The organism is Shewanella sp. SG44-6 (genome assembly GCF_014164185.1).
Classification (GTDB): Bacteria; Pseudomonadota; Gammaproteobacteria; order Enterobacterales; family Shewanellaceae; genus Shewanella; species Shewanella vesiculosa.
In genome coordinates, this window is record NZ_JACJER010000116.1 from 1 (window position 1) to 14,580 (window position 14,580).

At 41.3% G+C, this 14,580-nt stretch carries 12 protein-coding genes and 1 pseudogene; 6 read left to right on the forward strand and 7 right to left on the reverse strand.

Annotated features, from left to right (window positions below):
• The first annotated feature begins 335 nt into the window (after positions 1-335).
• From H5185_RS17175 to H5185_RS17195, 5 genes are all read left to right on the forward strand, one after another.
• Complete coding sequence (locus H5185_RS17175; protein WP_182742703.1) at positions 336-1,385, forward strand: efflux RND transporter periplasmic adaptor subunit; 1,050 nt, start codon at positions 336-338, stop codon at positions 1,383-1,385.
• Between the two features lie 5 nt (positions 1,386-1,390).
• On the forward strand, positions 1,391-4,663 hold the full coding sequence (locus H5185_RS17180; RefSeq protein WP_182742704.1) for an efflux RND transporter permease subunit: 3,273 nt from the start codon (positions 1,391-1,393) through the stop codon (positions 4,661-4,663).
• Positions 4,664-4,707: 44 nt separating this feature from the next.
• Positions 4,708-4,920, forward strand: coding sequence for a DUF2892 domain-containing protein (locus tag H5185_RS17185; protein ID WP_124016307.1), 213 nt, complete (start codon positions 4,708-4,710; stop codon positions 4,918-4,920).
• Positions 4,921-4,948: 28 nt separating this feature from the next.
• Positions 4,949-5,311, forward strand: coding sequence for a rhodanese-like domain-containing protein (locus H5185_RS17190; protein WP_165870093.1), 363 nt, complete (start codon positions 4,949-4,951; stop codon positions 5,309-5,311).
• 462 nt (positions 5,312-5,773) lie between these two features.
• Positions 5,774-8,227: a S8 family serine peptidase gene (locus H5185_RS17195; protein ID WP_182742705.1), complete on the forward strand. Its 2,454-nt coding sequence runs from the start codon at positions 5,774-5,776 to the stop codon at positions 8,225-8,227.
• 77 nt (positions 8,228-8,304) lie between these two features.
• Here H5185_RS17195 and H5185_RS17200 read toward each other — a convergent pair whose 3' ends face one another.
• From H5185_RS17200 to H5185_RS17220, 5 genes are all read right to left on the reverse strand, one after another.
• Positions 8,305-8,907: a histidine kinase gene (locus H5185_RS17200; RefSeq protein WP_165870087.1), complete on the reverse strand. Its 603-nt coding sequence runs from the start codon at positions 8,905-8,907 to the stop codon at positions 8,305-8,307.
• Positions 8,908-9,123: 216 nt separating this feature from the next.
• On the reverse strand, positions 9,124-9,660 hold the full coding sequence (locus H5185_RS17205) for a YaeQ family protein (RefSeq protein ID WP_124016303.1): 537 nt from the start codon (positions 9,658-9,660) through the stop codon (positions 9,124-9,126).
• A 78-nt stretch (positions 9,661-9,738) separates the two neighbouring features.
• Positions 9,739-10,650, reverse strand: a complete 912-nt coding sequence (locus tag H5185_RS17210) for a bifunctional precorrin-2 dehydrogenase/sirohydrochlorin ferrochelatase (protein ID WP_182698081.1) — start codon at positions 10,648-10,650, stop codon at positions 9,739-9,741.
• Between the two features lie 8 nt (positions 10,651-10,658).
• The gene (locus H5185_RS17215; protein ID WP_182698082.1) at positions 10,659-11,018 is read right to left on the reverse strand and encodes a rhodanese-like domain-containing protein; all 360 of its coding nucleotides are present in this window, start codon (positions 11,016-11,018) and stop codon (positions 10,659-10,661) included.
• A gap of 117 nt (positions 11,019-11,135) precedes the next feature.
• Positions 11,136-11,456, reverse strand: a complete 321-nt coding sequence (locus tag H5185_RS17220) for a putative signal transducing protein (RefSeq protein ID WP_124016300.1) — start codon at positions 11,454-11,456, stop codon at positions 11,136-11,138.
• A 164-nt stretch (positions 11,457-11,620) separates the two neighbouring features.
• Between H5185_RS17220 and H5185_RS17225 the strand changes: the two genes are divergently transcribed.
• On the forward strand, positions 11,621-12,022 hold the full coding sequence (locus tag H5185_RS17225) for a DUF3224 domain-containing protein (protein WP_124016299.1): 402 nt from the start codon (positions 11,621-11,623) through the stop codon (positions 12,020-12,022).
• Positions 12,023-12,289: 267 nt separating this feature from the next.
• On the opposite strand, the gene secF is transcribed toward H5185_RS17225, so the two are convergent.
• Positions 12,290-13,237 (reverse strand): protein translocase subunit SecF, encoded by a 948-nt coding sequence (gene secF / locus H5185_RS17230; protein WP_124016298.1) that lies wholly within the window; start codon positions 13,235-13,237, stop codon positions 12,290-12,292.
• 14 nt (positions 13,238-13,251) lie between these two features.
• A pseudogene (gene secD, locus H5185_RS17235) lies at positions 13,252-14,469 on the reverse strand (protein translocase subunit SecD); the annotation flags it as partial.
• Between the last annotated feature and the right edge of the window lie 111 nt (positions 14,470-14,580).

Genomic DNA, 14,580 nt, shown 5'->3' on the forward strand with positions numbered 1-14,580 from the left:
GAATGGAAAGCGATTAATCCTACCAAAAAAAAGAAAGCGAAAACCATTTCCAAGACAAGTGCTATATAAAGCACCACGTTACCCCTATAAGAAAAGAGCCGCTCACTGTTAAGCGAGCGGCATTAGAGTATTGACTCCCTTTTTTAGCTCATTCACCACGGACTAAAAAAGTATCATCCTTTTTTATCCAAACCGCCATTTAGCAATAATTGGCGGTTTTTTTATCTCCGTAATATGATTAAGATCTAATATATAAAATAATTCTAATATATCGGTTGCGTAACGGGATAAAGTCCATTAGAATTTTCTTATAGACTCAAAAATAGGCTTTTCATATGTCTCGGTTAACAAATTATTTATTCCTCGGTGTTATCCTCACCACAATAGCATTACCTCTTGCTGTGCAAGCCTATGATGTTAATACATTAAAATTAGCATATTCCGAACAAAATCAACCGCGAATATACGATGCAAAAATTGAAGCAATTAAAGCGGCAACGATTTCAGCCCAAACCTCAGGAAGGATTATTAATATCCATTTTGATGTTAATGATTTAGTACCACAAGGCGCGTCTTTACTGGAAATCACTAATAAACAGCAAGGTGCTGGGTTCGCGGGAGCGGAAGCTGAGCTGGCTAAAGCAGAAGCACTAAACACTGAGGCACAAGCACAATATGCGCGCTATAAAGCCCTATTTCCTAAAGGGGCTATATCAAAAGGCGCCATGGATGAAGCCACAGCCAAAGCAAAATCAAGTAAACAAGCTGTGAGTGCTGCTCAAGCACAATTAATACAAGCCAAAGAAAGCTTAAATTACACAGTCGTGAGTGCGCCTTTTAGTGGCCGAATGACTCAACGTTTTGTTGAGCAAGGTGAAACAATATCTTATGGTCAGGCACTGTTCTCTGGTTATGATACTCAACACCTCAGAGCGGTATTTCAAGTCCCACAACAAGATATTGCTCAGCTTCAACAACAAGCACAAGTTGCGATTCAATTACCTAATGGTAATGAAATCACTTCCGGTGATATTGATGTGTATCAATTTGCCGATCCACTCACTCATCAACATCAAGTGCGAGTCAATCTAAATGCCGCTGATATCGAAGATATCATCGTGGGGCAATGGATTAAAGTAACTGTGGCCTTTCCCAGTAGAAAGAGTCTGGTGGTGCCATTATCGGCGATTCATCAAGTCAGTGACTTAACCTCTGTGTATCGTGTAAGTAACGATAAAATAGTACTAAATCAGGTACGAATTGGCCGAATAGATACTAAAACAAATACTGCAGAAGTGCTGTCAGGTCTTATGGAAGGCGATGAAATTGTTATTGATGCAGGACGTTATTTAATTAATTCCTCAGCAACAAAAGCTCAGGAGTAGCCCGAATGACAACCCCCAACGAACCAAATAAACTCGGCATCTCAGGCTCAATAGCAAAGGCATTTCAACAAAGTGCTATCACCCCATTATTGGCTATTTTAGGCTTATTACTGGGTCTTTTTGCGGTAATTATTACGCCAAAAGAAGAAGAACCACAAATAGATGTCACTTTTGCAGATGTGTTTATTCCCTATCCTGGCGCCACGCCGACGGAAGTTGAAAATCAAGTCACCTTGCCGGCTGAACGTATCATTTCTCAAATAAAAGGGATTGATACTCTTTATTCATTCTCTCAACCTGATGGTGCGTTGATTATCGCGATTTTTGATGTCGGTATTCCACGTGATGAGGCCGTGGTTAATTTATATAATCAACTGTACTCTAACCGAGATAAATTTAATCATGCCGCTGGCATTGGTGAGCCATTAATTAAACCCAGAGGCATTGATGATGTGCCTATTGTAGGCCTAACCCTCTGGTCTAAAGACCCAAACATCACCGCAGAACAGCTTACCTTAGTGGCATCTGGCTTGGAAACCGAACTAAAGCGGATACCTGGCACGCGAGAGATTTACAGCCAAGGTGGCCACGAAATGGTGTTAAATGTGCGTATCGATCCTGTCAAAATGAGCAGTTTCGGCGTCACGTTCAACGATATTAGTGCCACTTTACAAGATAATAACCAGCTGTCTACGCTAGGATCCTTGACACAGTTTAATCAAGAAATAAAACTACAAACTGGACAGTTTTTACGTACGCTTGATGATGTCAATAATTTACTGATAAAAGTCAATCAACCAGATGCAACATCGGCTAGAAGCTCAACTCCCCATGCCGTTTATTTATCTGATATTGCCGATGTAAGCCTCAAAAGTGATATACCCAAACAACATGTTTGGCATGTCACCGACAAGGGAACTTATCCTGCTGTAACGATTGCGATAGGCAAACAAGCAGGCACCAATGCTGTCGATATTGCTGATGCGGTTTTAGCCAAAATCAAGGCTGTCGATAATGTATTAATTCCCAATAATGTTGATGTTGCCATCTCTCGTAACTACGGTAAAACAGCTGGGGATAAATCGAACACACTTATCTTTAAATTGATTTTTGCTACATCGGCAGTGGTACTGTTAGTTTTATTCACTATGGGAGTTCGTGAGTCTGCCGTGGTGGGTGTGGCTATTATTATTACCCTAGCTATTACTTTATTTGCATCGTGGGCTTGGGGATTCACCCTCAACCGTATTTCGTTATTTGCGCTTATTTTCTCGATTGGCATCTTGGTTGATGACGCAATTGTTGTGGTCGAAAATATCCACCGGCATATGGCAATGAGTGATAAACCCATTAGCGAACTTATCCCACACGCCGTTGATGAAGTCGGCGGACCAACCATACTGGCTACTTTTACAGTTATTGCCGCCCTTTTGCCAATGGCATTCGTATCGGGACTCATGGGCCCATACATGAGCCCTATTCCGATAAATGCCAGTATGGGAATGATCATTTCGTTATTAATCGCCTTTATTATGACGCCATGGCTGAGCAATAAGTTATTAAAGCCTCACAAAAAATCTCATAACTCAGCTAATTCAACTGCAAGTACTGACATTGTGGTAGAAGAAGACAATCGATTAACACGCTTGTTTACCCGCATAATGAGCCCTTTTTTAATTGGCGAACATGCACCAAAAGCCCGTAAAGGTTTGGCGTTAGGCATTGCTTTATTGATTGCTTTTGCTGTCGCCTTGCCAGTAATGCAAGCGGTAATATTAAAAATGCTGCCTTTTGATAACAAGTCAGAGTTTCAGGTGATGGTCGACATGCCTGAAGGAACACCAGTAGAACAAACTCAAAGAGTCTTGCAAGATCTCAGTCAATATCTCACGACGGTTAAAGAAATTGAGCATTTACAATTGTACGCAGGTACTCATGCACCTATGAACTTTAACGGCTTAGTAAGACATTATTTCTTGCGCAGTAGCCAAGAACTCGGTGAGATCCAGGTTAATCTGGTTGATAAGAAACATCGCGACCGCGACAGCCACACCATTGCTTCATCGGTGCGTGAACCATTACAAAAAATTGGTCTTCGCTACCATGCAAATATTAAGATTGTTGAAGTGCCACCTGGACCGCCAGTGTGGTCACCCATTGTGGCCGAGGTTTATGCACCGAACACTGAGCTACGCGAACGAGCAGCCAATGACTTATTACAACGATTCAAGGACACAGAACATGTTGTTGATATGGATATTTATTTGCCAGCACAGCAACAAAAATGGCAGGTAATTATTGACCGTAATAAAGCTCGCTTATTGGGAGTCTCTTACGCCAGTATCGTCGATACCATCAGCACAGCCGTTGATGGTAAAGATGTGAGTTATTTGTATCAAGCACAGTTAGCTCAGCCCACGCCAATTAGATTACAACTTGATGAGGCATCTAAAGTAGATCTCAAGCAAGTGTTGTTATTACGCTTACCAACTCAATCGGGTGAAACCGTGCCATTGACAGAGTTAGTCAAGGTACAACAGCAGGTTATTAATGCACCAATTATCCACAAAAATATGGTTCCTATGATCATGGTTATTGCTGATATGGCAGGCCCTACTGGCAGCCCACTGTACGGTATGTTTGACATGGTCAGCCAAATTAATCAACAAAATGAACAAGGTGATTCAAGTTACCCAATTCAACAAAATCTGGTTAATCAACCTGATGGATTAACTGACGTGGCTATTTTATGGGACGGTGAATGGAAAATAACATATGAAACTTTCCGCGATATGGGTATTGCTTATGCTGTTGGTATGATTGCAATTTACTTGTTAGTTGTAGGGCAATTTAAATCATATGTGGTGCCGTTAGTCATTATGGCGCCAATACCATTAACCATCATTGGCGTGATGCCAGGACACGCTATATTGGGCGCTCAATTCACGGCCCCCTCGATGATAGGCATGATTGCGCTAGCGGGTATTATTGTTCGAAACTCTATCTTGCTGGTCGATTTTATTAATCAGCAAACAGCTGCTGGAATACCATTAGAACAAGCCGTTATCCATTCTGGGGCTGTGCGTGCCAAACCGATTATGTTGACAGCATTAGCGGCAATAATTGGCGCATTATTTATTATTGACGACCCTATTTTTAATGGTTTAGCTATTAGTTTAATTTTTGGTATTTTTATCTCGACCATTTTAACCTTGGTAGTAATCCCAGTATTGTATTATTCGGTTATGAAAAATAAACACATTATCACAGCTAAGTAACAAGATTATTCGTTAACTGGGCAACGCCCAATAAGGATCTAAACATGTCATTAGAAAGAAGTATTATGGCCTTTGCAGGCTTCATGGTTTTATTATCGATAGTGTTAACCGCAACTGTCAGTCCACATTTTGTCTGGCTAACGGTGTTTGTAGGCGCTAATCTATTTCAGAGTGCATTCACAGGCTTTTGTCCTGCGGCGATGGTAATGAAAAAATTAGGCATCAAAACTGCAGCGGAAATAGCCTTAAATAAATAACAAGGAATTTATCGTGTTTAAGAAATCTATGCTGTTGTCTATTCAATCGGTATTGGCGCTATTAGTAATATTAGCTGCATCACTCATGCCGACGTGGGCGGCAGAGCAAGAGCCCAGCGTTGCATGGGAGAAGATCGACCGTGGCGTCATGTTGATTGATGTGCGTACTGCTGAAGAGTTTGCAGAAGGACATATTGACGGTGCTATGAATATCCCATTCAATAATATCGTACCCGAGTTAGCAAAGCTCAATATCACTAAAGACACTGAAATAGTGCTTTATTGTCGCAGCGGTAATCGCAGTGATATGGCACAAAAATCACTCGTTAAACAAGGATACAGCAACACCTATAATGCAGGTGGTTTTAACAGTTTAATATCTGCACGATAATATCAGCAATAAATTAAGCCACAGAGCTAATCCTGTGGCTTAATATTATGCTTCAATAGCATCCTACTCATCACCAGCACTACAGAGTAAACCACTGTTATTATTTCAATAACACCAAAAATCGTAAACTATCATTTACACTGTATTTAAGTTAATTATTTATTAGCATTAACAACTTCACTTATTCATTTCTCGGTTAAGCGCTTACATCTAGGTAACTTGATAAAAGTTATACAGATAACTTTTATCAAAATACTGCTTAATACATTTTAAATTCACAAATGTTACATAATAATTCACGAAAATATCATAAAAAGTACTTGTATTACCAAAGTCAAGGTTAACAAGTTATTTACATTTGGTGAAAATGTGATTACCTTTTAAATAGATAGGCAAAATAAGCTTATCGATAAACATAATTATAAAAGACGTTATTTAACTCTGATTAACATGGAAGATAATATGAAAAAGAATAAAAACTCAGCGGTCGTGCTTAGCATGACCGCTCTTGCTTTGGCTATTTCAACTCAAGTCAATGCTGCCCCATCCCCTTTACAGCTTTCTGCTACTAACCAACAAATTGATCAACAATCTCCGTTACCTAAACGTTATATCGTTAAATTTAAGAATGATAATGCGGCACAAACGTTAAGCAGCAGTTCTGCAACGCAAAATGTGGGCGTTCAACCTGAAACAAATAGCATGTCTTATCAGCCTCGCTCAAACGAAGTATTCAGTCAATTTCGTGCTTTGAACAGTGTAAAAGCGCGAGAAATGAAGCGTGTTGGTCGAAGCAATAGTTATTCTGTAAAACTCGACTCGCCATCAATCAAAGCATTGCGTTTACGTCAAGACGTTGAATATGTTGAAGAAGATTTACCACGTAGATTGCTTGCAGAAACAACACCTTGGGGACAAACCTTTGTTGGTGCAACTGTACTAAGCGACAGCCAAGCGGGTAATCGCACTATCTGTATTATTGACTCTGGTTACGATCGTAGTCATAACGATTTAAATGCAAACAACGTCACCGGAACCAATAATTCCGGAACGGGCAACTGGTATCAACCAGGTAATAATAATGCTCATGGTACTCATGTCGCAGGTACTATTGCTGCCATTGCAAACAATGAAGGTGTGGTCGGGGTTATGCCTAACCAAAACGCCAATATTCATATCGTAAAAGTGTTTAACGAAGCAGGATGGGGCTACTCATCATCATTAGTAGCCGCTGTCGACACTTGTGTTAATTCAGGTGGTGCAAATGTCGTCACAATGAGCTTGGGTGGCAGTGGTTCAACCACAACCGAGCGTAATGCATTAAATACTCACTACAATAATGGCGTATTATTAATTGCAGCTGCTGGTAATGCTGGTGACAGCAGTTATAGCTACCCTGCTTCATATGACAGTGTGATGTCAGTGGCCGCCGTTGACAGTAACCTTGATCATGCAGCATTTTCACAGTACACGGATCAAGTTGAAATTTCAGGTCCTGGTGAAGCAATTCTGTCAACCGTTACCGTTGGTGAAGGACGTTTAGCAGATATCACTATTGGTGGTCAGTCCTATTTTAGCAATGGCGTAGTACCGCACAATCGTCTGACTCCATCAGGAACCAGTTATGCTCCTGCCCCTATCAATGCAAGTGCAACCGGAGCCTTAGCAGAGTGTACCGTCAATGGAACCAGTTTTTCATGTGGCAATATGGCGAATAAGATTTGTCTTGTTGAGCGCGTAGGCAACCAAGGTTCAAGCTACCCTGAAATCAACTCAACTAAAGCATGTAAAACTGCAGGCGCTAAAGGTATTATTGTGTACAGTAATAGTGCCCTACCTGGCCTACAAAACCCATTCTTAGTTGATGCCAACAGTGATATTACGGTTCCTTCAGTGTCAGTAGATAGAGCAACAGGGCTTGCACTTAAAGCTAAGTTGGGACAATCAACGACAGTGAGTAATCAAGGTAACCAAGATTACGAATATTACAATGGTACCTCTATGGCCACACCGCATGTGTCAGGGGTTGCTACATTAGTGTGGAGTTACCACCCTGAATGTAGTGCAAGCCAAGTACGTGCAGCACTTAATGCAACAGCTGATGACTTAAGTGTTGCGGGACGTGATAACCAAACCGGTTATGGGATGATTAATGCCGTTGCAGCAAAGGCCTACTTAGACGAATCATGTACTGGTCCAACCGATCCTGGCACAGGCCCTGGTACTGGTGACAGTGTACTGGTAAAAGGTGTCGCAAAAACCGGTCTAGCTGGCGCTAAAAGTGATGAGCTATATTTCTCGTTAGACGTCCCTGCAGGCGCAAAAGACTTAACCTTTACCATGAGTGGCGGTACTGGCGATGCTGACCTGTATGTGCAATATGGTGCATCACCGACCAGCAGCAGTTATGACTGTCGTCCATGGAAGAGTGGTAATGCAGAATCTTGTCCTATTGCCACACCACAAACGGGTACCTATTATGTGATGGTGCAAGGTTATAGCGCATTTAGTAACGTCAACCTAGTGGCTAATTATACCGCGGCAACAACCAGTGGTGGCAATACTGGCGGTCCAGCAAGCTATACCAATACTGGTAATTATACGATTCCAGATAATAATACCACTGGTATCACTAGCCCAATCACGGTTAGTCGTACTGGCGATTCAGGATCGGTATCAGTGTCTATCGGTATCATTCACACGTATATTGGTGATTTAAAAATCCAGTTAGTGAGTCCTACAGGTCAAACGGTTGTCCTGCACAACAATACTGGTGGTGGAACCGATAACTTAACCCAGACTTACACAGCTAATATGGCTGGTGTAGAGTCTAGTGGTGTATGGACTTTAAAAGCAGTTGATAATGCCAAACAAGATACTGGGTATATCGATACTTGGAGTTTAAGCTTCCAGTAATCTCCTCTTGTTCAATACAAAAATAGCCACGAAATGTGGCTATTTTTTTACGCTTTACTCATTAACTGATTGAAAACCTAAAAGTGAGGCTGTGGTATTTGTAATACCGCTGGCTGCTGAGTATTGGCAATAACCTTGAATATTGAGGCAAATGAGTTTGGTGTGCTCACATCAACAGCAAGTTTTAATCGCCTTGCAATATCATTGGCTGATAATACTCCGCGAATAGCATGTTGTTCGCGATCAATCACTAAACAATGTTGTTGCCCTGCTGATTGCAATGTTTCAATTACATCACCGATTCGAGCATAATTTAAATCTTCAAAATCGATCGCTTTAAGATCTTCTTTAGGGATCATAAAATCAGCAACACTGAGGTGTTCACGCTGATGTCCTGCGGCCACTCGTTTTAATATCTCTTGATTATGTAATGACTCAAAACTGATTAAGCCAATAAACTGATCGTGATGGTCAATGACTAATTTGAGGCGGACATGTGACTTTTGCATTAAGTGCTCAACATTCACAGCCGATGTACTTGACTCAATAACCATAGGTGTCACTTTCTTGAAATCAGTAAACACGTTTAATGCCGAAGACTGTACTGATATGTCTTCATGGGCTTCTGGTGAAGTTAATTGGTCAATTTTTTCTACTGGGTATAGGGCTAATTTTTTCACAACAACATCCTTAATCAACAGCTACCGTTAAAATAAAACTATTATTATCAGTTATTTATATTTTTTCGGTATTTACTAGATATCTTGATTATCTGCCTGTGTTTTTATTAGCACAAGGCACATTTGATTAAACTTAATTAATTTTCATAAAATTAAGGTTTAATTCACACTGTTGTGATTCGGAGTATGTTAGGCGCTAAATTTAGATAATTCCCATCATTTTAAGACTTCAGGTTCGATTAACACACTATTATTTGCATCTGAAAACCACACTTGCCCTTCACTAAGGCTTACTTGTAACGCCATGTTACGATTAACAAATATATCCATTTGTTTAACTGCATCTTCAGGGAAATTAATCACGCTTAAATTATCGTAACGCGCGAATGCTTGCTGATTTTGTTGCCACCAAATAGGTACACTTCGGCCGCCATAAGTATAAAGAATGACTCGTTTTGAACGACCACACGCTTTTCTGAGCCACTTTTCATCTGCTTGACCAAATTCAACCCAAAGATCAATTTCGCCACTGAGGTTTTTATCCCAAAGTTCCGCTTCATCATCAACGCACAAACCTTTACTAAACACTAATGATTCTGATGCATTAATTGCAAATGCCAGCAAACGAACCATCATGCGGGTGTCGGTCTCAGATGGGTGTTGGGCTAAGGTAAATTGATGATCGGCATAATAATGACGATCCATATCTGCTATCTGCAAAGAGACTTTAAAGACGGTAGCTTTAGCGGCCATGAAGGGTTCCAACTCATATAAAAAAACCGAGTCTACTACAAAGTAGACTCGGTATAATAGGACATCATTCTTATCGGGTTAAATTGCGCCTGGACGAAGATGTTTTGCCATCGGGAAATGTGCGCTAAGCTGACTGACTTTAGCCAATGAAGACACAATTAGAATACGACTACCATGCTCATATTGATGAGTAATATCACTTAATAACGGTACCTTTTCTCTGCTGGCATCGCGCCTTAATAGTTCATTAATCTCGCCATCGAGCGGGTTATCACTGTAAACCACATCTAATGTCTGTAGCAAAGGCATTGCGGCTATAGGCAACAAATGCGTCGGAGTGTCCTCAGTTAATAAGATAATGTCGCCTTTAACACTCAAATGATCAAAAGCATCAAGATAACGCTGTTCAGTTAAGCCATCAAACTTATCTTGGTTAGTGGTAAAAAACTGTTCCCAAAATAAACGTCTATCTTTACCTGCGGATAATTTATGTTGGACTTCTTCTCGCTTGCTAGCAACAAAATCAAATAATGGTGCTAACGATGGTGGTAACATGGTTTCGAGTCTCGAACGAATCGTTCGCGCAAAAACTGGTGCTGCTCCAGCAGTACTTATTGCCACGACTAACCGGCCTCGGTCAACAATAGAAGGCGTAATAAATCGACAAAATTTAGGGTTATCGACCACATTAACCCAAATTCCACGCTCAGTGGCTAATTCGGCAAAGTCCATATTAAGTTGTTCATTAGCTGTGGCCAAATAAATAATGTCGACATTGGCAAAATCAGCGCTGCACACTTCGCGGCGCGAAAGTTTAATACGTCCCTGAGAATAATAGCTTTCAATCTCAGTGGCGACGTCTGGTGCAATTACATGAATATTGGCATCAGTACGAGACAAGAGATCTAGTTTACGTGTAGCGACCTCACCTGCGCCAACCAATAAGACCTGTAATCCTTGGGTATCTACAAATAATGGGAAATATTGCATTAATCTACTCAGTCTTCAACGATAGGGAATTGATGTTGTATCCAAGCACGGTATCCACCAATCATCGAGGCGACTTGTGTGTATCCCATAATCTGTAAATTATAGGCCGATAATGCTGCACGTTGGCCGGCACCGCAGTAAAGGAGTAATGGGGTATCTTTGTCAGGGAATCGATGCTCTATATCACGCTCAATAATGCCACGGCTCAAGTGTTTTGCTTTAGGTAAATGCCCTTGCAGCCACTCATTATCTTCTCGAACATCAATTAATTGCCACTGGTCTTGTTGTTGATATTGTTCAATCGTTAGCAAGGTAACATGAGGCATAACTGAATCAACTAAACGGGCGAAAGCTGGAGATGCTTGCATAGCGTATCCTTAAGTTAGGTAAAGTCGCTTATCAGTAACAAATGAGTACTTTATACGTCATAAACCGCAAAGTGGTTTAGTCTGTAGTTTATGAAAAAAATAAACTTATACAAGCGCTTATTCGTTATGCATTTCACTTCTTTGCGAACTACATTGCCAACACAACTCAAAACTTCCTTCATTTATTTCATGGCACTGAACGCATTGCCATTGAGGTTTTTCAATATCAAGTGCATCCAATAAACTCTGTGCTGCCACAAGCTGACTATCTGCAACCCATAACTCAACAGTCTGCATTTCAATAGGCAAACCGCCAACACCACCAATAAGCGCTTCTCCTTTAAGATCAACGTCTATTCCACTGGTTTCAAGTAATCCTTTCCATGTGTGAGCCTGCAGTAAGTTACCACCAGCCAATAATACTTTTCGTTGTTCCATGCGAGATCCTATGTCATTGCTCTTGCTGGCAAATTTATGTCATCCTACTGCCTAAGCCAAAATCTGTCGAGTATTGTTTATAAATTGGACATTTATAACAAACAATGATTATCTTAATGCTACATGGGTCATTGCACTCAATAACATCAAAAACGGGACTCTACATGACAAAAATAGTCTTAAAAGGTGTATTTCAAATCACCACCTGGAATGAATCGACTTATGCAGAACACCACAACGACAGCAAACAAACCATAGCAGAAATTAGCCAAACATATTCTGGTGACGTCAGTGGTTCTGCGCAAATCCGCTATATTATGTCATACCAAAAAGAAGGTTCGGCTGTATTTGTTGGCATAGAACACTTAACCATTGATACGCCAGAGATAGCAGGCAGCATAGTTCTGCAACATAATGGCGTATTCTCACAAGGCGTGGCACAGAGCCAATTTAACGTAATCGCTGATTCAGGGACCGATAACCTGCTGCAATATATTGGCCACGGCGAATTTACTTCAACCGAAAATGGTCAAGCTGATTACATCATCACTCTACAACATGAATAAAATAACTATTTCTCGTTTAGATACGGATATCGGCACATTTAGAGTATCAGCAAACCTCATACAAACAAGATTGGTTTTTAGCGGCGTTGAAATCCTCGGTAGCGACGGATGGGAAGCACTAATAATCGATCCGCAAACCCTGTGGTACAAAACCTTGTTGGTGGCCTGTAAAACACATTTAACATCTCAAAATAGTGACCTTCCATAAACAATAAACCCCAGCAAGCTGGGGTTTATTGTTAGCGATTAAATAATTAACAATGCATATTAAGGCATCATTGAAGGCTGGTCAGCACCTTCTTTTTCAATCTCTACAGGTAACATGTGCTCACGGTTAATACCCAATTTAACGGCTAAGTAACTTGCCACGTAAATTGATGAATATGTACCGACAAAAATACCTAATAGCAATGCAGTTGCAAAGCCATGGATCATCGTGCCACCTTTTAAGAACAGCGCAATAACGGTAATTAATGTGGTACCCGTAGTAATAACGGTACGGCTCATGGTCTGGGTGATTGAGGTATTCACAATCTCTTCAGGTGTGCCTTTACGCATTTTGAGGAAGTTTTCACGGATACGGTCATACACCACGATAGTATCGTTAAGTGAGTAACCCACAACTGTCAACAAACCTGCCAATACGGTCAAGTCAAATTCAAGCTGTAATACCGAAAACACCCCTAAAGTAACAATAACGTCATGGGCTAACGCCGCAACAGAACCTGCTGCTAAACGCCACTCAAAACGAAATGACACATAGATAAGAATACAGATTAGGGCAACAATAACCGCTAAGCCACCTTGCTCTGCTAACTCTTTACCTACCTGAGGACCAACAAACTCAACTCGCTTTTGAATCACGCCCGCATCAATTGATTGCGCTGCGGCTAATACCGCGGCAACCTGGACATCACTTTTTAGCTCATTTCTGACCGGTAAACGCACCAATATATCGCGGCTTGAACCAAAGTTCTGTACTACTGCACCTTCAGCTTCCGCTGAAGTCATAGTGCCGCGCAAAGCGTTCAAGTCGACAGGAGCTGAAAACTCCATTTCGACTACCGTGCCGCCAGTGAAGTCCAAACCCCAGTTAATGCCTTGAGTCGCAAGCGACCCTAGTGAGGCAATAACAAGAAGCATCGACATAATACTGATGATTTTAGCATGACGAAGAAAGTCGACTGTGTTCTTTACTGAAAATATCTGTAACATATTCAACGTCTCCCTTAGATAGACAATGACTTAACGCGCTTACCACCCCAAACCGCATTCACGATTGAACGTGTGCCTACGATGGCAGTAAACATAGAAGTCGCGATACCTATCATTAAGGTAACAGCAAAGCCTTTCACCGCTCCGGTACCAACAGCAAATAAAATTAATGCTGTCATAAAGGTGGTGATGTTGGCATCTGCAATGGTTGAAAATGCATTACCATAACCTTCATGGATGGCTTGTTGAACGCTACGACCGCCAAGAAGTTCTTCACGAATACGCTCAAAAATCAGCACGTTTCCGTCTACCGCCATACCCACAGTTAATACCATGCCAGCAATACCTGGTAGGGTTAATACCGCACCTGGGATCATCGACATCACACCAACAACCATGATTAAATTCGCCAATAATGCAAGGTTGGCAATAAAGCCAAATGCACGGTAGTAAACCATCATGAATACAAGTACAACAACCATACCCCAAATCATTGCTTGAACACCATTTTGGATGTTTTCTGCACCTAAGCTTGGGCCAATAGTTCTTTCTTCTACGATAGTCACAGGCGCAATTAAGGCACCAGCACGAAGCAATAACGCTAAACTTTGTGCTTCAGTGTGTTCAAGACCCGTAATCACAAAATTACGACCTAAACGCGCTTGAATGGTAGCAACTGAAATGACCTCTTCAATACGAGTCATTTTCACTGTGCCATCAGGATTACGTGTACCACTGTCTTTATATTCAATAAACAATGTTGCCATTGGTTTACCGATATTGTCTTTGGTGACGTTTGAGAAAATCGAGCCGCCTTTAGCGTCTAGATTAATCGCAACCTGTGGACGGCTATATTCATCGAAAGTTGGTTGCGCACCAGTAATATGATCACCAGTTAACATCACTTCTTTCTTCAATACCGCAATCCCACCTTCACGACGTTGGTACACTTCTGCACCAGCAGGTACACGGCCACTTGCCGCAGCACTTACATCAGCTTTGTCGTCAACCATACGAAATTCAATCGATGCTGTTGCACCTAAAATCTCTTTTGCACGGGCGGTATCTTGCACACCTGGTAATTCAACAATAATGCGGTCAGCGCCTTGACGTTGAACTACTGGCTCAGCAACACCAAGCTCGTTAACACGGTTACGGATAGTGGTAATGTTTTGCTGAAGAGCTTCTTCCTTAATCTGTTTAAGATAAGCATCACTCATGGAAGAAGCTAAAATAGCTGATTTCAGAAGCCAACTTCGTGAAGAGAAAATTCGTTACGCAGGTATTCGTAAAACCCCAAAAGGGATTGCGATTAAGTTTCGTGACGCTGCAACTGTTGACCA

Excerpts from the sequence above, each read along its gene's own strand:
- H5185_RS17175 (WP_182742703.1), top strand. The coding sequence starts at position 336 with ATGTCTCGGTTAACAAATTATTTATTCCTCGGTGTTATCCTCACCACA.
- H5185_RS17180 (WP_182742704.1), top strand. The coding sequence starts at position 1,391 with ATGACAACCCCCAACGAACCAAATAAACTCGGCATCTCAGGCTCAATA.
- H5185_RS17185 (WP_124016307.1), top strand. The coding sequence starts at position 4,708 with ATGTCATTAGAAAGAAGTATTATGGCCTTTGCAGGCTTCATGGTTTTA.
- H5185_RS17190 (WP_165870093.1), top strand. The coding sequence starts at position 4,949 with ATGCTGTTGTCTATTCAATCGGTATTGGCGCTATTAGTAATATTAGCT.
- H5185_RS17195 (WP_182742705.1), top strand. The coding sequence starts at position 5,774 with ATGAAAAAGAATAAAAACTCAGCGGTCGTGCTTAGCATGACCGCTCTT.
- H5185_RS17205 (WP_124016303.1), bottom strand. The coding sequence starts at position 9,660 with ATGGCCGCTAAAGCTACCGTCTTTAAAGTCTCTTTGCAGATAGCAGAT.
- H5185_RS17210 (WP_182698081.1), bottom strand. The coding sequence starts at position 10,650 with ATGCAATATTTCCCATTATTTGTAGATACCCAAGGATTACAGGTCTTA.
- H5185_RS17215 (WP_182698082.1), bottom strand. The coding sequence starts at position 11,018 with ATGCAAGCATCTCCAGCTTTCGCCCGTTTAGTTGATTCAGTTATGCCT.
- H5185_RS17220 (WP_124016300.1), bottom strand. The coding sequence starts at position 11,456 with ATGGAACAACGAAAAGTATTATTGGCTGGTGGTAACTTACTGCAGGCT.
- H5185_RS17225 (WP_124016299.1), top strand. The coding sequence starts at position 11,621 with ATGACAAAAATAGTCTTAAAAGGTGTATTTCAAATCACCACCTGGAAT.
- secF (WP_124016298.1), bottom strand. The coding sequence starts at position 13,237 with ATGTTACAGATATTTTCAGTAAAGAACACAGTCGACTTTCTTCGTCAT.